The sequence below is a fragment of the Rhabdaerophilum calidifontis genome, assembly GCF_008641065.1.
GTDB classification, from domain to species: Bacteria; Pseudomonadota; Alphaproteobacteria; order Rhizobiales; family Beijerinckiaceae; genus Rhabdaerophilum; species Rhabdaerophilum calidifontis.
Window position 1 is genome coordinate 83,226 of record NZ_VTRS01000008.1, and the last position, 26,809, is coordinate 110,034.

The following is a 26,809-nucleotide window of genomic DNA, read 5'->3' on the forward strand; positions in this document are numbered from 1 at the left end:
CCCTACAGGTAAAATTCCGCCGGTGGCATCTTACCACCGATCAGCGCCGGGTCAGCCTCCGCGTTGAGCGCGAACATTGCTTCGAGCTGCGGCCGCGCCTCGCGGGCGGGAATCGTGACGAGATTCGAGACGGGGATCGATTTCTCGATCACCGGCCAGGGCAGGTCCAGCGCCGAGGCGGCGTTGCCCGCAGCTCTGGCCGGTGCCGCCAGCACTTCGGCATTCGCCTTTGTCAGCGCGGCCTGAATGGCGGGCAGCAGGTCGGCATGCCTTTCGAGGAAGCCCCGGCTTGCGGCGAGCCCGGCCTGCGGCAGCGTGGCGGCTGGCCCCGCGAGGCGGCGCCATTCGGCCTGGATGTCGATGACGCGCTCGATCGTCTTGCCCGCGACCGCGCCGCGCAGCATCGCCGCCGTGCCGGCCGGTTCCGGCGCCAGCGCCGCATCGATCCGCCCGGCGAGCAGGAGCTGCACCGCCTCGATCGGCGTGCCGGTGGTCTCGAGCGTGAGGTCGCGGCCCGCGACGAAGCCGTGCTCACGCATCAGCCGGTTGAAGACGAATTCCGGCGTATCATTGCGGAAGGGCAGCGCGACCCGCTTGCCCTTCAGAGCCGCAAAGCTGCGGATCGCCGGGTCCGCCGCGACGATATAGAGCAGCCCGTTGGTCATCACGTTGACGAGCCGCACCCCGAGCCCGCGATTGAACAGGTTCGCGGCGCTGAGCGTCGGCATCACCACGAGCTGCATCGTGCCGGAGGTGAGCCCGGCCCGCATCTCGTCCGGGTTGCGCCACGGCTTGAAGCTTACCTTGTCGGCGATGCCAGCAAGCGCGCCGGTGGCGGCGGCATGGGCGAGTGTGATCGAGGCGCCGGCCGGCGGGCCGTGCAGCACCAGTTCGGCCAGCGGCGCCGCCCGCGCGGGGCGGGCGAGGGCCGGCATCGCGAGGGCGGTGAGGGCGGCGAGCGTGTCGCGGCGGGAGGGGCGGGATATCCGCGCATTCATGGGCAGAGCCTTTCCGGAATTATTGCGGGGTCAGAAACGGCCGACGGCGCGGGCATAGACGGAGCGCCCGGGCGCGGTGGGGTTGAAGGTGAAGGGATCGTCGATATCCGTGCGCTCGATATGCTCGCGATAGCGCCGGTCGAAAATGTTCTCGACGCCGAGCGTCACCTTGAGGTTCGGCAGCGGCTTCCAGCCCAGCGCGGCGTCGAGCGTCGCGAAGCCCGGCGCCCGCGCCGGGGCGCCGGCGAGGCCTGTCCCGTCGGTGCCGGAGCCGGTGCGGAAGAAGGAATCGACGCGATCCTGCGTCGCCACCAGCCGCCAGCGCGCCTCGATATCGAACTGACCCTGCGCCCAGCCAGCGCGCAGATGCGCCTCCGCGGCGGGGATCTGGGCGATGGCGCTGCGGTCGGTGAGGTTCTCGCCATAGGTCAGCCAGCCATCCGCCCCGAGCCAGAAGCCATGTGCCAGGCGGTAGCGCAGCTTGCCCTCAAGGCCGGCGATCAGCGCATCGACATTGCGGAACACGTTCACGAGATCGGCGCGCGTGACGCCGGATTGCCCGCGCGCCCGATCCCAGAGGATGAAATCCGTGACACGGTCGCCATAGGCGCGCCCGGCGATCTCCCAGCCGCCGCCGGACCAGCCGAACCCGAGCTCGGCGATGTGGTGCTGCTCGGGCTCAAGGCCGGGATTGCCGATCCAGGTGCGGTGGATCGGGCCGGGATTGAGGGCCCCGCCGCTCGGCGGCGTGAAGCTGACGAAATAGCGCTCGCGCGGATCGGCGGTGCGCACCACCCGCTTCAGCCCCGCGAACCAGCGGCCCCGCACGGCATCGAAATCCTGCTCGTAGCGCAGGGTGGCGCCGAGATTGAGTTCGATCTCCGCGCCGCTGCCGCCATAACCATAGGTCGCGGCGAAGAGCGCGCGCGGGGTTGGCGTCGCGCCGAAACCGGGCGTGACGAGGCCGGCGCGGTCCATGCCGTCGAGCGTTGCCGAGACGATATCGAGCTTCGCCTGGACGATGACGCGGTTTCCGGCCGAGAGCGCGTATTTGCCATCGGCGACAAGGCCGTAGATCGAGACCGTGCCGTCCGCGACCACGGGGGATTGTGCCGCAAGCGCCGGGCCCTGGTAGCGCGTCGCGTCGCGATGATCCTGCCGGAACGCGAAGCCGAGGCTCCAGTCCAGCGCCCCACTCCGCCCATCGGCGGCGGCGTCCAGCGTCGTGACCTGGCGGTGGAAGCGTGCGCGCGTCGCGGCGCCCACCAGCGGACGATAGGAGAAATTGTCGTTCTCGCGGTCGAAATCGGTCCAGCTCGCGTTGAAGCGCAGCGCCCGGACCTGCCCCATATCCACTGCGAGCCGGCTCCGCAGCATCAGGGTCGTCGCGTCGAAATAGCGGGTGTCGAGCGGCGCGCCGGCATAGCGGATGTCGTGCTTCTCGGCGCGGGTGGCGTCGAGCGCGAGGAAGGAGCCGTCCGGCCGCGCGAAGCCGAAGCCGCCGGAATAGACCGAGCGCTCATGCCCATAGGGCACGTTGGCGCCGCCGGGTGCGGTGTAGCTGCTGGCCTTCTCGCGGTAATGCATCGCGCGCAGGAACGCGCCGTCCTTGAAGATCGAGGCTTGGCCGAGCGCCTCCCAGCGCCCGCAGGCGCTGCTGCCGCCGGACGCCACCATGCCGTGGATCCCGGGCATCGGCACCGCCGGCGGCTGGGCACCTGCCGGCGTCAGCGTGCCCGCCGGACCACCATACCATTGCGAGCATTGGGCGATGTCGGTCCGGAACGGGTTGCGCTGGTCGGGGCCCCCGGTCGGGTTGTAGAGCGGCTCGGTCGTCGGGATCGCCGGTGCGGGCGTCGCGGCCGGCGCGGCCGGCTTGCGTGCCGCATCCGCCGCCAGCGCCGTTCCCGCCAGCAGGATTCCCGTCAAGGCGAGGCCGATCCCGACCCCGGCCACCCTTATCTCGGTCCTTGCCCCACAACCCACACGCATGCCCGCCTCACTTTAGAGTGATTTTAAAATAGACTTTAATAGTCTATTTAATAGAGATCCGTAGTCGCGGATTTGATCTGGCGCAAGGTCTGCTTGGAAAGATGCGTCAGGCCGCGCCGCGATCGCCGAACAGGAAGCCGCGTGAGAGCGGCATCGGCGGGATCAGGCAGGAGAGGCGGGCTTCGGCCTCCGGGGCCGTGATTCGGCCCTCGGCGGCCGCGCGGAAGACGCGCGTCACGCCGACGAAATCCCCGCTATGCGGCGAGAGGCGCAGCGCGGTGACGCCCGCCTCCGCGAGCCGGGGAAGATCGCCGGCGAGGTTCGTGCAATTATGGGAGAGGGTCTGGACGCCGTTCACGGTGAGGAAGGATTGAGCGTCGAGCGTCTTGACATCGAGGCCGTCGGGGTCGCGGTCGCAGACGAACTGGCAGGAATCCTTCGTCAGGCCGTGGATCCGCGCATGGTAGCACCGGGCCGAAATCGCGAGCGGCACGCGGCCGAAGGCCCAGATCTCGAGTCCGATCCCGGCCGCGCCCGCGGCCTTGCCGAGGATCTCGACCGAAGCGAAGGGCAGTTCCGGCGGCAGACAGATCGCGCGCGCGCCCTGCCCGGCGAGATAGCGCAGCGTGCTTTCGTTATAGACATTGACGAGCGGGCCGATCGAGAACCGCCGGCCGGGCTCGACCCAGCGCATCAGGGTGAGGTCGTTGATCTCGACCTCGATGCCGTCGGGCGCGAGCAGGGCGGCGGCGGCCCGGCGCTCGCGCGGCAGCGTCACCAGCGCCAGCGAGGTGAGAACCACCTGCTTGCCGCCGCGTTCGAGCCGCTCGATCGCCTGCGGGATGCGGTCGGCATAGAAGGGGAGCCGCTTCGAGCAGACCAATTCGCCGAGGATCACCCGGTCGACCGGCGCCTCGTCGGCGACCCGGGCGTAGAAATCCGACCAGGCATCCGCCGGCCAGTTGAAGAGCAGCGGTCCGACATTGAGTTCCATGCCGCGCTCCTCAGCGCCAGGTCTTGCGATAGGCGCCGGCGGTCGATTGCTGGCCTTCCGTCAGGCGCCGCAGGTCGCTCGCCGGAATGGCCAGCCCCGCTGCCTCGGCCTCGACCGCCTGCCGGAACGTCCGCACCACCTCGGCGACATAGGCGCGCGAACGCTGCCGCCCTTCGATCTTCAGCGCCCGGACGCCGGCTTTCGCGAGCTGCGGGATCAGCGCCGCCGCGTCGAGGCTCACCGGATCCTCGAAGACATGGCCGGCATAATCCCCGGCGGTGAAATGGCCCTTGCACAGGGTGGGATAGGGCGCCGCGACCGCCTTGGGCACGCGATGGATCGTGAACCCGCCGAGCCGCGAGACGAGATCCGCCCCCTCCTCGCTATAGGCAACATGGCTCGCGGGCGAGCAGACGCCGTGCATGTTGGGCGAGCGGCCGGTTGCGTAGGAGGAGAGCGCGCAGCGCCCCTCCGCCATCACGCAGAGCCCGCCGAAGATGAACACCTCGGTCTCGACCGAGATCTCGCGGTTGATCGCGGCGATCTCCTGCACGCTCAGCACGCGCGGCAGCACCACGCGCTTCACCCCGAAGGCGGCGGCGTAGAAATTGATCGCGTCGGCATTCGCCGCCGCGGCCTGCACGGAAAGATGGATCCGTCGGCCCGGATGCCGTTCTGCCGTATGGGCGAGCAGCCCGAGATCGGCGAGGATGACGGCATGCGCGCCGGCGGCATAGGCATCGGCGACGGCGCCGTGCCACAGGGCCTCGGCGCCGGCGCGCGGAAAGGTGTTGATCGCGACGAGAACCTTCGCGCCGCGCGCATCGGCATAGGCGATGCCCTCGGCCATCTCGGCGCGCGAGAAATTGAGGCCGGGGAAATTGCGGGCATTGGTTTCGTCCGCGAAGCCGCAATAGACGGTGTCTGCCCCGGCATCGATGGCGGTCCGCAGCGCGGCCGGGGTGCCCGCGGGGCAGACGAGTTCGAGTCGCGCCTGGGTCATCGCCAGCCCCTTTCCGGCGTGATCCGCGTCAGCGCGACGCCGCTCAGCCGCTCGGCCAGCGGTAGCAGGCGCCGGAAGGGCGGTTCCGCCAGCCGGCGCAGCGGGCCGGCCAGCGCCAGCACTTCCTCGGCAAGGTCGATCTCGGCATCGTCGATCGCGTTGCGCAATGCGAGCACCGCTTCGGTATCGCCCTCGACGACGAGGTCGCGCGAGAAGAACAGCGCATCCCCGTCATAGGCGCCGTGGACGAGGCCGAGCAGCGCGGCGAGCGGGCCGGCGATGCGCGCGTCCCAGCCGGAGGCACGCCGGCGATCCAGCGCCTCGACGCGGAGATCGGATGGGTCCGGCCGCAGCATGATGGCGAAGGGCAGGTCGGTCGGGTCGATCAGGAAGATTGCCCGCGCCTTGTCGCCGAGCCGGGCGAAGAGTGCATCGTGCCGTCGCGCCGTGCCGGCCGTGAGGCGCCCGAGCACGTGGTCGACAAGTGCGAATGGCACGCCTCCCGCCAGCAGGGCGGCGAGCGGCGGCAGCCGGGGGATCGGCATGGTCTCGGACATGGGCAAGCCCTTAGGCGCGCCGATCCGGCGCATCCTTGAGCTAGCTCAACGCGGAATGCGATTTCGCGGCGCAGGCAGGCCGGCGTGTCTGAGGCGGCGAGAGGAGAAGCCGGTGAGGGAGCTTCCGGCATTCCAGGATCTGCGCGCCTTCTTGCGCTTCCTGCGCGGGCGCGGCGAGAGCGCGCGGATCGCGAGCCCGGTCAACCTCGTTCACGAGATGACCGAGCTGCACCGGCGCGTGCTGGCGCAAGGCGGCCCGGCGCTGGAATTCGCGGCGGCGCATGTCGATGGCGCGCCGGCATCGATGCCGGTGGTGACCAATCTGTTCGGCACCGAGGAGCGCGTGGCCGCCGGGCTCGGGCTTTCCCGCGGGCGGATCGGCGAACTCGGCGCCTTCCTCGCCGATCTCCGCGCTCCGGCGCCGATCGACGGCATGCGCGATGCGGTCTCGCGCTGGCCGCAGCTCCGCGCCGCGCTGGCGACACGTCCCAGCCTCGTCGCCGCTCCGCGCTGCCAGGCGCGCCGCTTCCTGGGGGCGGATGTGGATCTGGCGCGGCTGCCGGTCCAGACCTGCTGGCCGGGCGAACCCGCGCCGCTGATCACCTGGCCGCTCGTCATCACCCGCCCGCCGGAGGTCGCCCCGGACGCCAGCGCGCATTACAATACCGGAATCTACCGCATGCAGGTGCTGGGACGGGACCGCGCGATCCTGCGCTGGCTCGCGCATCGCGGCGGCGCGAAGCACCACCGCGTCTGGCAGGCACACGGCGAGCCGATGCCGGTGGCGGTGGCGATCGGCACCGATCCGGCGACGCTGCTCGCTGCGGCGCTGCCCCTGCCCGAGACGGTTTCGGAACTGCGTTTCTCCGGTGTGCTGCGCGGCGAGAGGCCGCGGCTCGCGCCGGCGCTGAGCGTGCCGCTGCTGGTGCCGGCGGATGCTGAAATCGTGCTCGAAGGCTGGGTTGCGCCGGCGGAAACAGCGCCCGAGGGGCCTTACGGCGATCATACCGGCTATTACAACAGCGTGGAATCCTTCCCGGTCCTGCGGATCTCGGCGATCACCATGGCGGCCGAGCCGGTCTATCTCACCACCTTCACCGGACGCCCGCCGGACGAACCCTCGGTGATCGGCGCGGTGTTCAACGATCTCGCGCTGCCGACCATCCGCCAGCAGATCCCCGAAATCCGCGATCTCTGGCTGCCGCCCGAGGCCTGTTCCTACCGCATGGCCTTCGTCGCGATCGACAAGCGCTATCCCGGCCAGGCGCGGCGGGTGATGACGGCGCTCTGGGGCCTGCTCCCGCAATTCAGCTACACCAAGCTGATCATCGTCGTGGACGACGATATCGATGTCCGCGACTGGCGCGACATCGCCTGGGCGCTCGCGACGCGGATGGACCCCGCGCGCGACCTGATGTCCCTCGATCACACGCCGATCGATTACCTCGATTTCGCCTCGCCCGAGCCGGGGCTCGGGGGCAAGCTCGGGATCGATGCAACGACGAAGATCGGCGCCGAGACGACGCGCGAATGGGGCCGCGTGCTCGCCATGTCCGACGCGGTGACGCGGCGGGTCGATACGCTCTGGCCCGCGATCCTGCGCGAGATCGGCGGCAGGGCGCCGGAGGTGTCATGAACGGAGGGGGCATGCGCGGGGGCGGCGCGCCCCGCATCGTCGTCGGCATCAGCGGCGCGTCTGGCGCGGCGATCGGTTGCCGGGTCGTCGAGCGGCTGGCCGATTGCGGCGCGGAGGTCGATCTCGTTGTTTCCGATGCCGGGCGGCGCACGCTCGCGGCCGAGATCGGGCCCGGCGCGCTGGCCGCCCTGGCGGCGCGGGCCGCGCGCCGGCACGGCATCCGCGAGATCGGCGCCGGGATCGCCTCCGGCTCGGTTCCGGTGGCGGGGATGATCGTGGCGCCCTGTTCGATGCGCACGCTCGCCGCGATCGCGCATTCGCTCGCCGACAACCTGCTCGTCCGCGCGGCGGATGTCCGGCTCAAGGAGCGCCAGCCGCTCGTTCTCGTCGCCCGCGAGGCGCCGCTGCATCTTGGGCATCTCCGCGCGATGGCGGCGGTCACGGAGATGGGGGCCATCGTCATGCCGCCGGTTCCGGCCTTCTACCTGCGGCCGGCGAGCGTTGCCGAGATCGTCGATCAGATCGCCGCCCGCGCGATCGACCTGCTGCGGGTCTTCCCTGCCGCTGCGCGGGCCTGGGAGCCGGAGGCATCGGCGCGGCCCTGATCCGCCGGCGACTGATTGGCGACCGCGATCGCCCTGATGGCGAGGTCCGGAACAGGCGAGGCAAGGGCCCGCGCGGTCCATGCCCGGGCCCTTGCGGAGGCTGGTTTAGCCCGCGGTATATTCCTGGGATTTCCAGGTGATGCCCTTCGTCCCTTCCGGTGCATCCGCAAGCTTGCGGATATTGGCCCAGGTCTGCTTGTAGTTCGGCAGGATCAGCTCATTGGTTCCGGAATTGACGACGTTGCCCACAGCGCCGGTCGGGTATCCGAATTTCATGAAGGCCTGCTTCTTCTTCGCCGAGGGCGTGGGATAGACGGTCGCCTGCGTCGCGCCGTCATCGTTGAACACCTCGACGAGATCGCCCTGCTTGAGGCCGAGTTCGGCCATGTCCGCCGGGTTGATCTCGATCAGCGGATAAGGGAAGCGATCCATCACGAAATCGTTGTGCTGGTCCAGATAGGCCGATTGCCAGACGAGGTTCGCCCGCCCGTTATTGATGAGGAAGGCGAACTTGTTCTTCTGCGTCTGCTTGCCAGGCGCCTGAAGACCGCGCCATTTGGCCTCCATGAAGATCGCCTTGCCGTCCTTGGTGCCGAACTTGCCATCCGAATAGAGGCGCTTGGTGCCGATGATCTTGCCGTCCTTGAAGTCGATCGCCGGCTCCTGGAAGCCGTTGGTGCCCATCGCCCTGAGCCGGGCATAGGTCACGTGCGTGCCGCCCTTCTCGTGCTTGTGGTAGCCGTCCATGAAGGCGTCTTCCTCGGTCTTCCAGTCGAAGCCCTTGAACTTGTCGGCATAGGCGGCATCGCCCATTTCGCGCAGTACGCGCTCCATATGGTTGGCGATTCGTGCGGCAATCAGGCAATCGGGCATGGAATCGCCGGGCGGGTCCATGTAGCGCTCGACAAGCCGCATGCGCCGCTCGCCGTTCATCGAGGTAAGGTTCATCTCACCCGAGGTCGCCGCCGGCAGCCAGACATGCGCGGCCTGGCCGATCTGCGACGGCACGATGTCGACATCCACCACGAACAGCCCGCCCTGCTTGATCGCCGCAACGATGGCGTCGACGAGCCCCTTGCGGTCCGAGGCCGGCACGGTGGACATCGCGTCCTTCACCATGTCGGTGCGCTTCTTGTAGACCTGCTTGAACAGGGTGGCGTTGAGCGTCGTCTTGTAATGGTCGCAGCCCCAGATGTGATGCACCCCACCCTTGCCGTTGATCAGCAGCTGGTCGACATAGGCCGCTGGCCGGCCGACATGTGCATCCGAGGGCCGCGAATAGCCTTCCTGGTGGCCGCCGAGGCGGACCACACCGCCGCCGGGCCGGCCGACATTGCCGGTCGCCAGCGCCACGTTCACGATCGCGGCGTTGGTGCGGTAATTGTCATTGCCCCAGATGATGCCCTTCTCGTAGGCGAACATCGCGCGCCGGCGCTTGCCGCCGTCCTTCGGTTCGGCGATCCAGGTCGCGGCCTTGATGATATCCGCTGGAACGAGCCCGGTGATGCGCGCCGCCTCCTCGATAGAGGTGCGATTGGCGGCGATCATCTTGTCGTAATCCTTGGTCGAGGCGGCGATGAACGCCTTATCCGTCCACCCCTTGTCGTGGATATAGGTCATCAGCGCGTTGAACAGCACCATGTCGGTGCCGCTTTCGAGCGCGAGATGCAGCACGCGGTCCTTGCCGGCCTCGACCTCGCAGGCATTGACCGTCACCGTCCGGCGCGGATCGATGATGATGATCCGGCCCGGCGCATGGGCTTCGCCGGGGATCTCGCGGCGCTTCAGCTCCAGCGAGGCGCCGCGCAGGTTCGGCACCCAATGGTTGAGGAAGTAGTTCGTCTGCGTCTCAAGCGGATTTGCGCCGATGCAGACGATCGTATCCGCGAGCTGCGCGTCTTCGTAGCAATTGTTGAGTTCGCCCACGCCCATGTCGCGGGTGGCATGCACTTCGGAATTGTAGGCCGGGCGATTGTGGATGCGGATATTCTTGACCTTCATCGCCTCGAAATAGAGCTTGCCCGTGCCCCAGGTGTTCTCGTAGCCGCCGCCGGCGCCGCCATGGTCGAAGGCCGAGACGAAGAGCCCGTCCTCGCCCTGCTCCTTGATCACCGTGGCGGTGACGCGCGCGACGAGATCGAGCGCGTCGTTCCAGGAGGTCGGCTGCATCTGGCCATAGCGCCAGACCATCGGCGAGGTAAGCCGATGCAATTGCGTGCCGCGCGGCTTTGAATAGGAGGTTTCCGCCATGCGCGCGCCGCGCACCGAGCCGAGGCCCGAATTCACCGAGCAGGCCTTGTCCGGCATGATGACGAGGTTCACGTCACGCCCGTTCTGGCGCACGACATTGAACATCGAGGGCGAATACCAGGCGGCATCCTGCCCGGCCTGTGCCTTGGCAAGATCCACGCCGAACTTGTTGTTGGCCGGTTCCGGGCCGCCCTGCTTGTTCACATCCCAAGTATAGGCCTTGTAGCCGCAGCCGACGATGCAGAAATGACAGGTGACGTTGTGCTCCTTGGCATCCTTCGGGATGATGGGGAGACGATCGATCTGACGCTTGTAAGCCATGGTCATGCCTCCCGATCAAAGAACGTTGCTCAGCCGCCCGTAGAGCAGCTCGTCGATACCCTCGGCGGTGATGTCGCCATTGGCGGCGACCCGCAGCACATATTGCGGCAGGTTCTGGGTCGCCTGACCCCAGATCTGCTGCCCGCCGGCCTCGCAATCGAAGCGGGAATAATGGCCGGGGCAGTTCAGCGTGCGGTCGGACTTGTTGTAGGCGAGCGGGAAGCCCTTGTGCGGGCAGATCGTCGAGAAGCCGACAATGTCGCCATCCGGCCCGACCCCGCCTTCCACGCGCTTGCCGAGCTTGAGCAGCACGCCCGGCGCATCCGCATCCGGATAGGCGACATCGAACGGTTCGTTGGGCTTGAGTTGGGAGACGTTGGCGAGCTTCCTCGCCGGGTAGTCAACCAGCGCCGGCAGCGGCTTCGCTTCTGCCAGCCCCTGGCCGGCAACCGTGGCCGCGGCGCCGGCGGCCACGGCGGCGCCGCCGCGCAGAAAGAGCCGCCGCCCCATATCGATTTTCAGGTCGCATCTCTTCGACATCGCTTCCTCCCAAGACGTCTTTGTCTTGGCGAAGGCTGTCCAAGGAATGTGCCAGCGGGGCAATGGCGGCAATCATCAGTATGATCAACAGGTTATAACCTTAGGGGCGTACGCGGTCATGCGCGCTGTCCGCTTGCCCGGACATGATGCGCCGCATCATGTCCGGAAATCCGGACATCATTGCGCGGCGTGGATGCCGAGCCGCCGCATGCGCTCCCAGAGCGTGGTGCGCGAGATGCCGAGCAGGCGTGCCGTTGCGCCGACATGCCCCCCCGTTTCCCGCAGGGCGCTTTCGATCCGCCGCCGCTCGGCGGCATCGCGGGCGGCGCTCAGCGTGCCGGCATCGGCTTGCGCCGACGCGTCGCCGCGGCGTTGGGGAAACAGGTCCGCCGGCATGATCCACTCGCCAGGAGCGAGCGCCACCGCCCGTTCGACCCGGTTGCGCAACTCGCGGATATTGCCCGGCCAGTCATGCGCCAGCGCCGCCTCGATCGCCAGCGAGGAGAAGCCCCGCAGGATATTGCGGTCGCGATCGAGGCTGGCGTCGAAGAATTGCCCGGCGAGCCAGGGGATGTCGTCGCGCCGCTCGCGGAGCGGCGGCAGATCGACCGAGACCACCGCCAGCCGGTAATAGAGATCGGCGCGAAATCGTCCTTCCCGCGCGGCCTGTTCCAGATCCCGGTTGGTCGCGGCCAGCAGCCGCGCGCGCAGGGGCAGGATCGCCTCGCCGCCGAGTCGCGAGAAGCTCCGCTCCTCGATCAGCCGCAGCAGCTTGGCCTGAAGCCGATCGGGCAACTCCCCGATCTCGTCGAGAAACAACACGCCGTCCTGCGCGCGCTCGGCATAGCCGAGATGCCGCCGGTCGGCGCCGGTGAAAGCGCCGCGTTCGTGCCCGAAGATCTCGCTTTCGAGCAGATCATTCGGGATGGCAGCGCAATTGACCGCGATGAACGGTTTACGCGCCTGAGGCGAGACGGCGTGGAGGAAGCGCGCGGCGACTTCCTTTCCGGTGCCGGTTTCGCCCGTAAGCAGCACCGTGGCGGGCGAAGAGGCAAGCCGGCGCAGCATGGCCTCGATACGCAGCATTTCCGGTGTGCCGCCGAGGACGGGCGCCCCGGTTTCATCTGCGCGCGAGCGGATCAGGCTCTTCACCCTGCCAAGGAACGTATCCATCTGGAATGGCTTCGCCATGTAATCGCCGGCGCCGGCCCGCGTCAGGCGCACGGCCTGGTCGATATCGCCGAACGCGGTGATGAACAGGAAGGGCGCGCTGGCGCCGCCATCGGCCAGCTTGCGGAAGACCTCTTCACCCGACATGTCCGGAAGGCGGATATCGCAGATCACCAGTTCCGGCGCGGCATGGGAGAAGTGGCGCAGCGCTTCCGAACCATTGCTCAGCCAGCGCACCTTGGCGCCCTCGATGGCGAGCCGCTGCGCCAGCGATTCGCCCATGATCGGATCGTCCTCCACGAGCAGGATCCGGCGACCATCCAGGAAGTGCTGCGGCTCAGGCGACATGCTTGATCTCCGCTTTTGGGGTGTCTGCCATGACGATTTCGATGCGTGTGCCGCCAACACCGTTGCGTGGCACGGTGATCCGCCCGGCCAGATCGCTGACAAGTCGCGCGACCACCCAGACGCCAAGGCCGCTGCCGACCCCAGGCACCAGAGACGGCCGCCCGGCCACGAGGATCTGGCGCACGGGCTCCGGCAGACCGGAACCGCCATCCTCGACGGTCATGCGCAGCAGGTTGTCGTGATGAGCCACCTCGACCGTCACCGTTCCCGAAGCGGGGGTCGCCTGGATGGCGTTCAGCGCGAGGTTGAGCAGGATCTGCCGCAACGGGCCGGCCGGAATCCCGCTCCCGTCCTCGAGCCTGTTCCGCCAGATCAGGCTGACATGGCGGCGCAAGGCGGCGCCCTCGACGAGCAGGCGCAGATCGTCGATATCCTTCCTGCGCACGGGGCGCGGATCGCGGTCCGGGCGATAGATGGCGAGCGTCATGCCGACGACATCGCGGATATTGTTGAGCCCCCGTTCCAGCAATCCGACCGCGTTCTCGCGGACGGCTGGCCGGTGGCCATGCGTTCTCAGCGTATCCACCGCGTTCAGCAAGCCACCGAGCGGGTTGTTGATCTCGTGCGCGACAATGCTCGAGAGGCGTCCGAGGCTCGCCAGCCGCTCCTCCTCGGCGATCCGCGCCTTGAGCAGCTCGCGTTCCTCCATGGCCTGCGCCATGGCGTTGAATCGCCGGAAGAGGCGGTCGAACTCGCTGCCAGGCCTGTCCTGACGATCGATGGTGATCGGCACCAGCGCGCCGGCAGCATCCAGTTCCATGTGCCGCGCCAGGACACGAAGCGGCGAGAGCATGCGCCGGACCAGCCACCAGCCCAGGAACGCGAACAGCAGCGTGAGCGCGAGATTGGTGGCGACGAGCACGCCGAGCACCTTCCGCCGTTCGGCGCGCAGATGGGTGAGATCGACCTCGACATGGATCGTGCCGATGGTTCGGCCCTGAAAGGCCAGGGCGCGCGTGAGCCATGTCCGGGGCGCGAGATCGAGCGAGATCTGGCTCACGCTGCCTGCATTCTCCGGGCTGCCCAGTGCATCGGGCACGATTGCCTCGGTGGCGAAGCGTATGGGATCGGTCGAGGCAAGGATGGTCCGGTCTGGCCGGACGACGATTACCGTCGTGACCCGCATGCCCTGATAGAGCGCGCGTGAGCGCTCGAGACTGTCGAAGACCTCCCAGTTGTCGTCCCGTTGCACATGCGGCAGCAGCGAGGAGGACAAGCCATCGAGATAGGCTTCCGTGAGGTCGGCAAGGGTCCGTTCCTGCGTCTCGACGAGGCGGGCGAAGACCTGGAATGTCACTGCCACGCTCACAGCGATCATGAGCGTGGCGACGATGAGCGGAACCTTGATGACGAGCGGCATCGCAGGGGGGGCGCGGTGCGGGATGCTTCCGGAGGTCATGGCACAGCCCCCTTGGCAAGCATCGCGATCTTGCGGCCGATCCCGTCGAACAGCGCCGGATTTCCGGCATTGAACCCGTCGAGCTGGAGCAGGCTGAGCACGGCGCGCCCGGTATCTGCGCGGTCCATTCGTTCGAGCGCCCGCCGCAGCATCGCCGTGCGCCCCGGCACCGGTTCGCGGACCGGTGCGGCGATCGGCGGAAAGCCGAGCCATTCGGATCGGCGCAGCACCCGCAGGCCGGCGGTTAGCGCTGGCTCAAGGCGGGCGACGACCTCGTAGACATAGCCGTCGACGCTGCCCGATTGTGCAAGGCCCGAGGCCACCGCACGGATCACGTTGCGGTGGCCATAGGTGAAGAAGCTCCTGCGGAAGAAAGTCGACGGTTCGAAACGCGCCTCGACGAGTGCCGCCGCGGTCACAAGATAGCCCGAATTGGAATCGGGATCCGAATAGGCATGGACATCGCCCTGCAGATCGCCGATCGCGGCGAAATGCCGGTCGGCGCGGCCGATCAGATAGCTCTGATATTCCTGCCGGCCTTGCCAGACCGGAACGGCGACCAGTTCGAGTTCCTTGCGGAACACGACGAACGGGTAGCCGCATATCCAGGCCGCATCCAGCTGGCCCGAGACCAGGAGCGCCGTGATCTCCTGATAGGTCCGCCGGGTCACGAGTTGCAACGGTGCTTCGCAGGCCGTGGCGAGGTAATCGCGCAGGCGGCCGAGCAGTTCGAGATCATTGTTGAGGAAAACCGGGGTCAGCCCGAAGCGCAGCGGCCGGGCATCGGCTCGCGCCAGACCTGCAGATAGGCCGCCGGCGATGAGCCCGCCGCATTGAGCCAGAAACCGTCGGCGTCCGATGCCGGACGTTGACATGGCATCAGGTGCGTATGCCGTTGCGCGCCGCGCCACGGGATGCGCTGCTTCCACTGGTCGCTCCTCCGCCCGGCCTGGCCTCGTATCTTTTATTGCCGGCCGCGAGCTTAATTGAGCATGGCCGAATGTGGAACGCCTTTAGTTTGCGACAGGACGGAGCCTCCGGCTCGGCGCCCAAGCGCGACAGGATTTATTCCCGTCGGAGACATCGCATCTGAATGTCCAGAAAATCGCGGCGCGCGGCAGCCAAGTCCACGCGTTTCCACGCGTTCTTTCAATTCGGAATTGTTGGAAGACAATGGCGCGCCCGAAAGGATGAAAGCGATAACACTTATATCATTGATTTATTGTCATAATTTTCAAAGACCAATACCGTTGGCTTACCGAAGGTGTTGATCTGCACGGTCACGCCACCGGTTCGGGCGGCATCGCCACGCCGAGCTTTCCCGTAAATCGCCGCAAGCGACAGGAGCCGACTCGCTTGCACCTCATCCTTCGATCACTTCGCTACGACCCGACAGGCGTCAGCGGCAAATCCGTCATCAAGGCAAACTGCACTGCAAATATTGCCCCGTTTGCCATCCATAATTCACATCGCGGCCGCTTCAGGTAATCCGTGGAGCCACATTTCATGAGATCTGGTATCATGGGGACTGGATCAGCAATCGCCCAAACATACTGCTTTCCAGAGGCGTCTCTGTGGGTCAAAATCTGCAGCAGTGGATGCAATGGCGACCTGTGCCGCGCATGGCGTCTCGATCCATCACTGTTCTTGCAGCGCGACCGTCAGGCTCCTCCGGGGCCGGCATTCTGTGCGGCCGGGCCGGTTTCCTGGTCGAACCGATCAGAGCGAGCGCGAGCTAGACAAGAAATTCGTGACCTCGACATTCAGTCGGTCGGACTGGCCATCAAGGGATTTCGCGACTTCCCTGACCTCGCCGGCGGATTGGCCGGCATGCTGCGCGGCTTCCGAAACGCCGGCCATGTTGGCGTTGATCTCGCTGATCGATGCGGTCTGCTCCTCTACCGCGGCGGCGATCTGGATCGTGATCTTGTTCAACTCGGCAATGTCGCGGGCGATTTCCTGGATCGCATTGACGGTTGCGCCGGTCGAACCCTGGATGGCCTCGATTCGTGCCTTGATCTCGCTTGTCGAGCGCGCCGTCTGCTGCGCGAGGGCCTTGACCTCCGCGGCAACCACTGCGAAGCCCCTGCCAGCTTCGCCAGCACGCGCCGCCTCGATCGTGGCGTTCAGCGCGAGAAGGTTGGTCTGCGCGGCGATGTTCTCGATAACCCCGAGGATCGAGCCAATCTGGGCCGCGTCATCGGCTAGCGTCTTCACGGTTCCGTCGGTCCGGTTGGCCCGCTCGGCGGTGGCCTGAGTCATCTGCGAAGCGTTCTGGACATTGAGCGCGATCTCGTTGATTGCAGACGCCATTTCATTTGTAGCGAACGAAACGGTGGCTGCCATATCCTGCGCGCGTTCGGCAATTGCCGTCATACTCTCAGCGGACCGGGCCATGGCGCCGGAGGTCTGGTTGAGCTCGCTCACCACCGTGGTCACGCCTTCCGCCATCCGGACATTCTCCGTGATGATGGCCCAGGTCAGCATCGGACCGAGATAGGTGCCGTCCTTTGAGCGGATGGCGGATACTTTCAGGTTCAGCGTTTCTGGCCCGACGCGGATATTCGCCGTATGCGGCAAGCGTGACGTGTCCGCGAGCATCCGGTGCTGGTGGCTAGGGTTCTTGTGGAAGACATCAATCGTCGAGCCTATGAGCTCATGCGCTTTGATCGGGATATGTTTCTCGATCCTTTCGAGCGTCTGGATACTGGTCTTGTTAGCATAGTTGATCTTGAATTCGACCGGATCGCACGTCATCACGTTAATCGGCATATCATCGATCATCTGTAACAGGCGCTCGGTATCGGCTTCCTTCTGCTTTGCCGCGGTCACAACATTCCATGTCAGGATGGCGTAAGAGTATTTTCTGCTCTGGTTGACCAACGGAACAATGTGCAGATCCAGGAATTCCTTGCCAAGCCGGATTGTCGTCCGGTGCGGCAGGTTCTTGAAGCTCGATAGCATTGATCGCTGGTGATTTGCGTTCTTGTGGAAAACATCGATCGAGCAGCCGACGATATTTGATGGGTCGATCCGCAATTCGCTCTTGATCGTTTCAAGCAGTTCGATCGACTTCGGATTTGCGTAGACGATATTGAAATCGCTGATATCGCAAATCATGATTGCTGTTGGCACCGCCTCAAGGACCAGCCGAAATTCCTGGAATTGATTGGCGAAACCAGTTTTCCGTTTGAAGTTGAGCAGCATGGACCTCTCCATTATTCCATGCTTTAATTTTGTATATTTATCCAAAAAAATGATTAAAATTGTGGTGGAGTGCACCCCATTTTCCCGGACAGGGAGCGGGTTGAGGTTACGCACATTCGGCCCTTTGCCTGAACTCTCGTGGCGAGAGGAAGCGCAGGCCTGAGTGCGGGTGGCTTTCGTTGTAGTCTTCGATCCATTCCGGGATCAACCGGAAGGGTCGTTTCTGCCTCGGGAAGGATGGTGCAGCGGGCATAATCACGCTTTAGCCCGTCTTATTCACGACGAGGCTGATTTTGGGTTGGCGGATGTAGCGTAACGGTAAGAACTATCAGAAATTTTGTGCTCGGGGCGGGTTGAGCCTCATGCGATTTTGAACCGCTCCTCGAACAGGATCGCGAATTGGGACTTTGCTTCGGTCCATTCGCGAGCCGGCATTTTCCAATCTTTGGCGACATCGCGCAAGACGAGAAAAATCAACTTCATCGCGGCCTCGTCGGTTGGGAAATGGCCGCGGATTTTCACGGCGCGACGCAGTGATGAATTCAGCGCCTCGATGGCGTTCGTGGTGTAAATGATTTTCCGGACGGCCTCCGGGAAGGCAAAAAACGGGATGACCCGATCCCAATTCCGGCGCCATGCCCCCGTGATGGCGGGGTATTTCTTGCCCCAATCGCCGGCTTCAAAGGCTTCCAGGGCCTTCAATCCGGCATCGGCATCCTTCGCGCGGTAGATCTCGCGCAGAGCCGGCACGAGCGGCTTCCGGTCCTTCCACGAGACAAATTCGAGGCTGTGCCGGATCAAATGCACAATGCAGGTTTGCACCAGCGCCTGCGGAAACACCGCATTGATGGCTTCCGGGAAGCCCTTGAGGCCATCGACGACCGTGATCAGGATATCCTCGACACCGCGGTTCTTGAGCTCATTCATCACCCGGAGCCAGAACTTCGCGCCCTCCGTCGTCTCGATCCAGATGCCGAGAATGTCTTTGGTGCCATCGGCTTGCACGCCCAAAGCGAGATAAACTGCCTTGTTGCGTACGAGGCCTTCGTCGCGGATCTTGACGCGCATGGCGTCAAAGAAAACAAGCGGATAGCTCGTCTCCAGTGGTCGGTTCTGCCATTCGGCAACGGTCTCCATCACCGCGTCGGTCACCGTGGAAATGAGGTCCGGCGAGACGTCGAGGCCATAAAGTTCCATCAGGTGGCCCTGGATCTCGCGCACCGTCATCCCCCGGGCATACATCGAGATGATCTTCGTATCGAAGCCCGGAAACCGGCGTTGATACCGTGCGATCAGCTTCGGATCGAAACTGCCCTCGCGGTCCCTCGGGATCCGCAGGTCGAGCTTCGACGTCTCGGTCAGAACTGTCTTCTTCGAAAAGCCATTGCGACGGTTCGGTTTGCCCGCCGCGGCCTCGCCCTCGAGATGATCATCCAGCTCGGCGTTCAACGCCCGCTCCGCCAGCGCCTTCTTCAGATCGTCGAGCAAGCCGTCCTTGGCAAAAACGTCTTTCGGATCACGCCCTGCCAGAAGCTGATCCAGTATGTCCTTCTTGATTGCCATATGCGCCCTCCATCGGCAGCAGTATGGCCCCAAGCACAAGATTCACGACAGTCCCTAACGGTATGATATCGCGTAGGATTTAGCTGCTTAGACCGATCCGATCCGCGCCATCTCCGCAAACGACATCCGCCATGACCGATGATACGAGTCTTTCCTTCGCTTTTCCAGCCGTCGCCGGGCGGAAGATCACAGCCGCATTCGATGGCGGCCGACTTTCCTCGGACGGGGGTGTGATGCTTCTGGCTGCCGCCGCGCGTCGGATCGGCATTGCCGAGCGGCTTGCCGCCGCGATCCCCGATCGGCGCGATCCGACGCGCATCACGCACCCGCTCTCCCGGATCCTTCTGGCGCGCATCCTCGCCATCGCCTGTGGTTATGAGGATGCCGATGATCTCGATACACTCAGGACCGATCCCGCCCTGAAGCTCGCCTGCGGGCACCTGCCGGAGAGCGGCGCGGCGCTGGCGAGCCAGCCGACCGTATCCCGGCTCGAGAACACGCCGGCCCTTCGCGATCTCATTCGGCTTGGCCGGGTCATGGTCGATCTTTACTGTGCGAGCTATCCCGCCCCGCCCGAAGCGATCGTGCTGGATATCGACGACACGGTCGATGTCGTCCATGGCCACCAGCAACTCTCGTTGTTCAACGCCCACCATGACGAGCGCTGCTTCCTGCCGATCCATGTCTATGATACCGCGACGTCCCGCCCCGTCGCTGTGATCCTGCGGCCGGGCAAGACACCCTCAGGCCGCGAGGGGCGCGGCCATATCCGCCGGCTGGTTCGTGCCATCCGCCGCCATTGGCCAAAGACCCGCATCACGATACGCGGGGATGGCCATTATGGCCGGCCGGAGGTCATGGACTGGTGCGAGGCAAACGGCGCCGATTATGTCTTCGGCCTCACCGGGACAAAGGCGCTTGCCGCCAAGGTCGAGACAATCGCCGATGATATCCGCGTGACCCGCGCAACCGGCAACCAGGACACCGTGCGCGGCTTCACCGAGACGACCCATGCTGCTCGATCCTGGAGCCACGAGCGGCGTGTCGCCGCCCGGATCGAGGCAACACCACTCGGTCTCGATATCCGATATATCGTCACCAGCATCACCCATGGCACGCCCGAATGGCTCTATGCCGATCTCTACTGCGCGCGCGGGCAGGCCGAGAACCTGATCAAGCTCCACAAGAGCCAGTTGGCGTCCGATCGCACCTCCTGCCGCGCGGCCAACGCCAACCAGATGCGGCTCATCCTCCATACCGCCGCCTACTGGCTGATCCTCGCCGTCCGCGAGGCCATCCCGAAGGCTCAGCCCCTCGCAACAGCCGAGTTCAACACCATCCGCCTCAGGCTCATCAAGATCGCCGCCCGCATCACCGAAAAGGCAACCTGCATCCGCATCGCCTTTGCCAGCGCCTGCCCGGATGCTGGCCTCTTCCGTCACATCGCGGGTGCACTCAAGGCCGCACCCTCATGACCGAAGGGGCACGACGCCCCTCCTGAACCCGGTCCATCCCTCCAGCGCGTTCCCCCATGTTCCAGTCCCTGAAGCGGTGAAAAACACGCAACGGAAACCCGCGTCCTACGCAAGCCGGAGATCGGCGAAGACCGGAACGAACCACAATGGTGAATAAGACAGGATAGTGGGGCGCCCAACAGAAAATCTGGGCGCCGTATCGATCGACACAATCGGACGCCGGCGTTACGCTGCGCGCACCTCGGCGAGGAACTTCGACACATTCTCGCGCATGCTCTCGGCCTGCTGCGAGAGTTCCGTCGCGGCGCTCAGGACCTGGCTGGAGGCGGCTGCGGTGTTGCCGGCAGCACTCGAGACATGGGCGATCGAGCGGGAGACATCCTCCGTGCCTTGCGCGGCCTCACGCACATTGGAGGCAATCTCGAGGGTTGCGGTCTGCTGCTGCGCCACGGTGCCGGAGATCTCGGTGCTGACCCGGTCAATGGTTTGCAGGTTGCCATCGATGGCCTGGATCGAGTCGATCGTCGAGTTGGTGACACTCCGGATCTCGCTCACGATCGTGGCGATGTCGGTGGTCGCCTTGGAGGTTTGCGCCGCGAGGTTCTTGACCTCGGATGCAACCACCGCGAAGCCACGGCCGGCTTCGCCAGCACGGGCGGCCTCGATCGTGGCGTTCAGGGCAAGAAGGTTGGTCTGCGCGGCGAGGTTGTTGATGAGCTCGACCACCGAGCCGATCTTGTCGGCTGCGATGGCGAGAGCCTGAACCTCGGTATCGGTTGCGCGCATCCGCTCCACCGCCGTGCGGATCGATTGGGTAGCGGCGCCCAGCTGCCGGGCGATTTCGCCAGCAGTGGCATTGAGTTCCTCGCCCGCGGCGGCGACGCCGTTGACATTGGCGCTGGCCTGATGGGATGCGGCGGCGACGCTGGCCGCTTCCATCGTCGATTCCTGGGCCGAGTTCGAAAGGTCGTTGGCGGCTGCGGCGAGTTCGGTTGACGCGGACGAGATGGTCAACATGACGCTCTCGGCCGTTCGCTCGAAGTCGGCGATCGCGCTTTCGATGGCGCGCGCACGTTGCTCTTGCTGTTCGCGGCGGCGGGCCTCTTCTTCCTCCATCCGGTCATTGGCGATCAGGCCGTCCCGGAACGTCGCAAGAGCATGGGCCATATCGCCCAGCTCATCGCGCTGGCCTTCGGCGGGGATAGTGGTGGCGTAGTCCTTCGCCGCCACAGCCCGCATCGCAGCGGTCATCGCAACGATGGGCCGGGCGATCGTCCTGAAGATCAGGAACACGACCGCGACAGCGATGAGCAAGGAAACACCGCCGAGGATCTCGTTCGCGATTTCCATATGGTCGATGACGGCTTTTGCTTCCTTGGTTTCACCAACAAGAGTTGCAACCTGCCGCTTTGTGAGCCCCTCATCGCCCTTGCCGTCGCCCTCGATGATCTCGATAGCGCGGCGGGCCTTGGGCCCCAGCGTCTGCGTCAAAAGTTTGACCTGCTCGTCGCTGGCGCGGGTCCCGGGAGGGATCGAGGCCTCCAGCTTGTCCTGAATGGAACGGATCTCAGACAGCAACGGGTCGAGTTCGGCCCAGCGCTGGCGATTGACCGGGTTCGTGAATGTCTTTGCCTCTTCGCGATAGGCGGCTCTGTGTTGTTCAAGCGATGTCCAAGACGACGCCCGTGACTCCCGGAAAGATTGTTCCCCCGAGAGCATATATCCGCGCATCGCGCCAAAAGAATCGGCCAACTCAAACGCCATCGTTGCAAGATGCAGGACGGTTGGAAGGCGCTGGTCAATGACGTGATCGAGCTTCTGATCCGCCGATGCCACCTGCCGCATCGAGTAGACGATCGAGGCGGCCATGGGTGTCAGCAACACCGCGAGCACCAGCATGATCTTGTAGGTCAACTTCAGGTTCGAGAACCAGTTCCCCCGGCCCCCGACATGCGAAACAGCTTGTTTCATCGGTCATCCCCCAGCCAATAACCAGAGGTTGAGCGCAAATAGTGAATAGTTCCCTATGAATTTTGGCTCGCTCCGCGGATTTTTTGGGCCCTCGGTCACGTCCGTCAATGTGGTGTAATTTTCGGGTTTAGCGGAGGTGGCCATTTTCAGGCTGCCTTGGGTGTAATCTGAAGTGTAGGGAACGGGGCTGCGACGGCGGTCTGGTCGGCGAAGCCCTCGATCTGCATGTATCGGTTTTGTGTTTGCCATTCGTCGTTCTGCTCCATGAGGACCGCGCCGATCAGGCGGATTATGCTGTCCTCGTTGGGGAAGATTCCGACGACATCGGCGCGGCGCTTGACCTCCTTGTTCAGCCGTTCGAGCGGATTGGTACTGTGGAGCTTGGTGCGATGCTGGGCGGCGCATCCCATGTAGGCGAGGACATCATGCTCAGCCTCATCCATGAGCCGCGCCAGCTTTTCGAAGCGTGGCCGGAGCTGATCGGCGACATGCCGCCAGACCTGGCCAGCGGCCTCACGATCAGGCTGGATGAAGGCCTGGCGGATGGCGGCGGCGACCATGGTGTGCTGGCCCTTCGGAACATGAGCAAGGGCATTGCGCATGAAGTGAACGCGGCAGCGCTGCCATGTCGCGCCGATCACGCGCTGGATGGCGGCTTTCAGGCCCTCATGGGCGTCCGAGATGACGAGCTTGAGCCCCCGCAGGCCGCGCTTCATTAGCCCCTTCAGGAAGGTGGCCCAGAAGGTTTCGGCTTCCGAGGGACCAATGCCGAGCCCGACGATCTCGCGCCGGCCATCGGTGTTGGCGGCAACGGCGATTATCGCAGCGACCGAGACGATGCGTCCACCCTCGCGCACCTTGAGGTACGTAGCATCCAGCCACAGATAGGGCCAGTCGCCTTCAAGCGGGCGGTCGAGGAAGGCTTTCACCCGCTCATCGATCTCCTTGCACAATTTGGAGACCTGGCTTTTCGAGATGCCGGACAGGCCCATCGCCTGCGCCAGTTCATCGACGCGGCGGGTCGAGACGCCGCCGATCCACGCCTCCTGGATGACCGCCACCAAAGCCTTCTCCGTCGTCTTGCGCGCCTCCAGGAACGGCGGGAAGTAGCTGCCGGCGCGCAACTTCGGGATTTTGAGGTTCAACGATCCCAGCCGCGTATCCAGCGTCCGGTCGCGATAGCCGTTACGCCAGGTCATGCGCTCGGCATTGCGCTCGTGCCGCCCGGCGCCAATCAGGCCATCGACATCGGCCTCCATCAGCAACTGCAACACGCTCTCGGCGACAGTGCGGAGGAAATCCCCGTCGCCGGCCTTTTCCAGAAGATCATTCAGTGCAAGTCTCTCGTTGGTCATCGTGGCTCTCCGGTGAAGATGTGAAGTCGGACAACTCCACCCTAAACCGCCTGTCGCGATGACCACCCCCGCTACACCGATCAGAGCGCGATTTTTGCGCCCCAAAATCCACCGGAAATTACACCACGTTCGGGGACGCTACCGGGCCCTCCGATCTTCTTCTTCTTGCCCCTAAAGCAGTCGTTCGGTGTTGCGCGGGGGCTGCGCTGGAGCAGGAATTTTGACGACCAAGTGGATCGCGCGGCGCTTGTGACCGACCCTGAGACGTTTACAGTACGTTAACTTCAATTTTTGTCAGCGGTCGATCAGACGCCAATGGGACGCTAACTTTGGCACCTGACGGTCGGGTATCCCGCGCCCCGTCGGAATGATTTTTAAGGATTATAGTCCAGACATCAAGACACGGATCTGAGTTTGAGAGTGCCGAGACCCTTGAATGAACGCGCAAGGCCTGGTCAAGAAATTTGCAATCAAAACACTTGGCGCCGTCAGTGATCCCATGGTGTTTGCCCATGGAATGGGCTGCGATCAAACCATGTGGAAAGACGTTGCGCCCGCGTTTGTAAGCTCGAATAAGGTAATTCTCTTCGACTTAATGGGTTTTGGTAATTCTGATCGCGCAGGCTTCAGCTACGAACGTTACCAAACGCTCAACAATTATGCCGACGATTTCGTCGAAATCGCAGAACAGATAGGTCTTGAACCAGTTACATTCGTTGGACATTCCGTGAGCGCTATCATCGGTGTGCTCGCCGCCAAAAAACGTCCAGATCTCTTCAAACGCCTTGTCTTGATCGGACCTTCACCGCGTTACATCAATGACGGAGAAGATTATTATGGCGGCTTTGAAGCAACAGATATTGAAGCCTTGATCGATGCGATGCGCTCAAACTACTTGGGATGGGCTCAGGATTTTGCGCCTCTTGTCATGGGCAATCCCGATCGTCCGGAATTCTCAGGGACTTTAGAAGCGAGTTTCTGCCGGACAAACCCGGTTTTTGCAGAATTTTTTGCGGCATTGACCTTCTGGGGCGACAACCGGGCAGATCTCGCTGATGTCATCACACCGTCGCTGATCATTCAATGTTCCGACGACCTGATCGCACCCAGAAACGTGGGGCGATACATCGACGCAAAAATGCAAAATGCGACACTTGTCGAGCTCATTGCCGCGGGACACTGCCCCCATATGAGCCACCCGACCGACGTCATCAGAGAGATCAGAAATTATGTTGGGTCGTCCGCAACCATCAATTGATCGTGTTCAAAGTGCGGATGATTGGCATTGCGCGCCCTGCGCGCTTGCCGTTGTCGATAGCTCGTTTTCAATCGTAAGAGCCAATAAGGTCTTCCATCAACTTTCCGAATTGACTGAGAAAAATGTTGAAGGATGCCGTCTCTCACAAATTTTCTCTAAACCCAGTCAGATCTATTTTGAGAGCATCTTGCTGCCGCTTCTGCACATCAAGGGATCGTGTCAGGAAATCGCGCTGACTATCCTAACCGAGCAGGAGCCAGCACCTGTTCTCGTTAACATAGCGGCTCGGCCAAATACGACGACGAGACTTTACGACATTATCATTTTCCCTGCGACTGAGCGACGTTCTTACGAAGAGCAACTATCAATTTTGAAAAGGGATGCCGAAAGACGGGCATCATGGCTTGCGCAACTCGAGACTCTTTCCGGTCTCGGTGCCTGGACCTATGAGATCAAAACGAAACGGATGCTGTGGTCTGACAGGATCTATGAGTTATACGGCATCGCCAAAGATGCCGAGGTCAGCCTCGAAGTGGCACTTCGTCCGCTTGCGCCTGAATTACGAAGGGCGATCATGGCGTTCATTGACCGACCAGATGGCACCAGGGAACCGATGGTTCAAGAAGCCGACTTTGGCGCCCCGCCCGATCAAGTTCGTCGATTTAAAATTGTAGCGCAACACCGTCTGAACCATCTGGGAGAGCCCGTGATCCAGGGCTTCCTCCAGGATGTCACCGAAGCTCATCATCGTCAGATCGAACTATGGCGTGCAGCCCATATTGATCAGATGACGGGCTTGGCAAACCGGGCCTACTTCCAGAGCGAACTCGCTCGTCAGACCGAGACCAATGCGAACGATGTAACCATTGCTTATCTCGATCTCGATCTCTTTAAGGACGTCAACGATCAATACGGGCATAGTGCTGGCGATGACTGTTTAGTGGAAATCGGCAAGCGGTTGCGGGCGCAATGCTCGGAAACCCAGGCCTTTGTTGCACGACTGGGCGGTGACGAGTTTGCCATCCTGTTCTTCGACAAAAAAGCAGACGAGATCGAGGATCTTGTTGGTTCGATTATCGAATCGATCCGGCAACCCATCTGCCTGTCCAACGGGAACGAAGTGATCCTTGGTGTCTCCGTCGGGTTGGCTCGTTATGATAGCGACGACCTTACCGCTTCCAGCGAAGTCCTACGACGAGCAGATCTTGCCATGTATGCAGCCAAGACGGCAGGGAGAAATGCTTTCGCCTGGTTTGATCTACGGCTGGATGTTGATCGGAAGAATACCAAGCAACTCGATCGCGACTTAAAACTGGCGCTCGAACAGGACGAGTTTTTCCTGGTCTTTCAACCTCAGTACAATCTTCACGATGGATCCCTTGTTGGGTTTGAGGCTCTTCTTCGTTGGCATCATCCGACCAAAGGGCTTGTTCCACCGCTTGAATTCATCCCGATTGCCGAAGCGAATGGGCTCATCCGCCCAATCGGGCGCTGGGTCATGGCGCGCGCTTGCGAATTTGCAAAGCGAATGCATGGCAACACGAAAGTTGCTGTCAATGTTTCAGCTCTGCAATTCAGAGATCCTGACTTTGTCCCTTTCGTTCTTGAAGGGGTGAAATCACTTGATCTCGCGCATGGAGCGCTCGAGATAGAACTGACAGAAAGTGTGCTCTTGGAGCTTAATCCGACCTTCCAGGCCATGATTGAACGCCTACGTGCACATGGAATTACTATTGCCATTGATGATTTCGGCACCGGCTATTCATCTCTCGGTTACCTCTCCAAATTCCCATTCGATGTGATCAAAATCGACCGCAGCTTTATATCCGATCTCAAATCGAAAAACTCCCTTCGTATCCTCAGATCAATTATTGGCATGGGGAGTAGTATCAATAAGAAAATTGTCGTTGAGGGGATTGAAACTCTTGAACAGGTCGAATTTTTGAAATCATTCCAATCGCTTATTGCCCAGGGATATTTTTTTGGAAAGCCAGTCAAGCTCGATCAGGCGGTCGACATTGCAAGACAATCCGATCTGATGCGCTTTGGACTGCACCCTGTTTTGACCGGACAGTGGGCATAGCTCGATAAGGCATAGGCATACGCC

Annotated in this window: 19 protein-coding genes and 1 pseudogene; 5 read left to right on the plus strand and 15 right to left on the minus strand. The window is 63.5% G+C overall.

Annotated elements, in window-relative coordinates:
* Positions 1-2: 2 nt before the first annotated feature.
* The 5 genes from FWJ24_RS12655 to ubiT form a co-directional block, all read right to left on the minus strand.
* Positions 3-998 carry an ABC transporter substrate-binding protein gene (locus FWJ24_RS12655; protein WP_166443704.1) on the minus strand — a complete coding sequence of 332 codons (996 nt, stop codon included), beginning with the start codon at positions 996-998 and terminating at the stop codon, positions 3-5.
* Positions 999-1,028: 30 nt separating this feature from the next.
* A complete protein-coding gene (locus FWJ24_RS12660) occupies positions 1,029-2,954 on the minus strand; it encodes a TonB-dependent receptor domain-containing protein (protein WP_166443705.1) in 1,926 nt (641 codons plus the stop codon).
* A gap of 142 nt (positions 2,955-3,096) precedes the next feature.
* A complete protein-coding gene (ubiV, locus tag FWJ24_RS12665) occupies positions 3,097-3,984 on the minus strand; it encodes a ubiquinone anaerobic biosynthesis protein UbiV (RefSeq protein WP_150288208.1) in 888 nt (295 codons plus the stop codon).
* Between the two features lie 10 nt (positions 3,985-3,994).
* Positions 3,995-4,987 (minus strand): ubiquinone anaerobic biosynthesis protein UbiU, encoded by a 993-nt coding sequence (gene ubiU, locus FWJ24_RS12670; protein ID WP_150288209.1) that lies wholly within the window; start codon positions 4,985-4,987, stop codon positions 3,995-3,997.
* Positions 4,984-5,544: a ubiquinone anaerobic biosynthesis accessory factor UbiT gene (gene ubiT, locus FWJ24_RS12675; protein WP_150288210.1), complete on the minus strand. Its 561-nt coding sequence runs from the start codon at positions 5,542-5,544 to the stop codon at positions 4,984-4,986. The genes ubiU and ubiT overlap by 4 nt, the downstream gene beginning before the upstream one ends.
* 112 nt (positions 5,545-5,656) lie before the next feature.
* Between ubiT and FWJ24_RS12680 the strand changes: the two genes are divergently transcribed.
* Both FWJ24_RS12680 and FWJ24_RS12685 read left to right on the plus strand, forming a co-directional pair.
* The gene (locus FWJ24_RS12680; protein WP_150288211.1) at positions 5,657-7,180 is read left to right on the plus strand and encodes a UbiD family decarboxylase; all 1,524 of its coding nucleotides are present in this window, start codon (positions 5,657-5,659) and stop codon (positions 7,178-7,180) included.
* An 11-nt stretch (positions 7,181-7,191) separates the two neighbouring features.
* Entirely contained in the window at positions 7,192-7,785 is a 594-nt protein-coding gene (locus FWJ24_RS12685; protein ID WP_150288212.1) for a UbiX family flavin prenyltransferase, read from the plus strand.
* A 105-nt stretch (positions 7,786-7,890) separates the two neighbouring features.
* Here FWJ24_RS12685 and FWJ24_RS12690 read toward each other — a convergent pair whose 3' ends face one another.
* From FWJ24_RS12690 to FWJ24_RS12720, 8 genes and pseudogenes are all read right to left on the minus strand, one after another.
* Positions 7,891-10,356, minus strand: coding sequence for an arsenate reductase (azurin) large subunit (locus FWJ24_RS12690; RefSeq protein ID WP_150288213.1), 2,466 nt, complete (start codon positions 10,354-10,356; stop codon positions 7,891-7,893).
* 15 nt (positions 10,357-10,371) lie between these two features.
* Positions 10,372-10,896, minus strand: coding sequence for an arsenate reductase (azurin) small subunit (locus FWJ24_RS12695; RefSeq protein WP_150288214.1), 525 nt, complete (start codon positions 10,894-10,896; stop codon positions 10,372-10,374).
* A gap of 177 nt (positions 10,897-11,073) precedes the next feature.
* Positions 11,074-12,414: a sigma-54-dependent transcriptional regulator gene (locus FWJ24_RS12700; RefSeq protein WP_150288215.1), complete on the minus strand. Its 1,341-nt coding sequence runs from the start codon at positions 12,412-12,414 to the stop codon at positions 11,074-11,076.
* Positions 12,404-13,873 (minus strand): sensor histidine kinase, encoded by a 1,470-nt coding sequence (locus FWJ24_RS12705; protein WP_150288216.1) that lies wholly within the window; start codon positions 13,871-13,873, stop codon positions 12,404-12,406. The genes FWJ24_RS12700 and FWJ24_RS12705 overlap by 11 nt, the downstream gene beginning before the upstream one ends.
* Complete coding sequence (locus tag FWJ24_RS12710; RefSeq protein ID WP_150288217.1) at positions 13,870-14,748, minus strand: substrate-binding domain-containing protein; 879 nt, start codon at positions 14,746-14,748, stop codon at positions 13,870-13,872. The genes FWJ24_RS12705 and FWJ24_RS12710 overlap by 4 nt, the downstream gene beginning before the upstream one ends.
* An 844-nt stretch (positions 14,749-15,592) precedes the next feature.
* Positions 15,593-17,080: a methyl-accepting chemotaxis protein gene (locus tag FWJ24_RS12715; protein ID WP_166443706.1), complete on the minus strand. Its 1,488-nt coding sequence runs from the start codon at positions 17,078-17,080 to the stop codon at positions 15,593-15,595.
* A gap of 106 nt (positions 17,081-17,186) precedes the next feature.
* A pseudogene (locus tag FWJ24_RS14845) lies at positions 17,187-17,346 on the minus strand (integrase core domain-containing protein); the annotation flags it as partial.
* 94 nt (positions 17,347-17,440) lie between these two features.
* Positions 17,441-18,643, minus strand: coding sequence for an IS256 family transposase (locus tag FWJ24_RS12720; protein WP_150288219.1), 1,203 nt, complete (start codon positions 18,641-18,643; stop codon positions 17,441-17,443).
* A 131-nt stretch (positions 18,644-18,774) separates the two neighbouring features.
* On the opposite strand from FWJ24_RS12720, the gene FWJ24_RS12725 reads away from it, so the two are divergent.
* Positions 18,775-20,118: an IS1380 family transposase gene (locus tag FWJ24_RS12725; protein WP_150288220.1), complete on the plus strand. Its 1,344-nt coding sequence runs from the start codon at positions 18,775-18,777 to the stop codon at positions 20,116-20,118.
* 225 nt (positions 20,119-20,343) lie between these two features.
* Here the strand turns inward: FWJ24_RS12725 and FWJ24_RS12730 are convergent, their stop codons facing one another.
* Positions 20,344-22,089 carry a methyl-accepting chemotaxis protein gene (locus tag FWJ24_RS12730; RefSeq protein WP_150288221.1) on the minus strand — a complete coding sequence of 582 codons (1,746 nt, stop codon included), beginning with the start codon at positions 22,087-22,089 and terminating at the stop codon, positions 20,344-20,346.
* Between the two features lie 146 nt (positions 22,090-22,235).
* Positions 22,236-23,444 carry an IS256 family transposase gene (locus tag FWJ24_RS12735; protein WP_150288249.1) on the minus strand — a complete coding sequence of 403 codons (1,209 nt, stop codon included), beginning with the start codon at positions 23,442-23,444 and terminating at the stop codon, positions 22,236-22,238.
* A gap of 436 nt (positions 23,445-23,880) precedes the next feature.
* Between FWJ24_RS12735 and FWJ24_RS12740 the strand changes: the two genes are divergently transcribed.
* Both FWJ24_RS12740 and FWJ24_RS12745 read left to right on the plus strand, forming a co-directional pair.
* A complete protein-coding gene (locus FWJ24_RS12740) occupies positions 23,881-24,702 on the plus strand; it encodes an alpha/beta fold hydrolase (RefSeq protein ID WP_150288222.1) in 822 nt (273 codons plus the stop codon).
* The gene (locus tag FWJ24_RS12745) at positions 24,677-26,785 is read left to right on the plus strand and encodes a putative bifunctional diguanylate cyclase/phosphodiesterase (RefSeq protein ID WP_166443707.1); all 2,109 of its coding nucleotides are present in this window, start codon (positions 24,677-24,679) and stop codon (positions 26,783-26,785) included. The genes FWJ24_RS12740 and FWJ24_RS12745 overlap by 26 nt, the downstream gene beginning before the upstream one ends.
* The last annotated feature ends 24 nt before the right edge of the window (positions 26,786-26,809 follow it).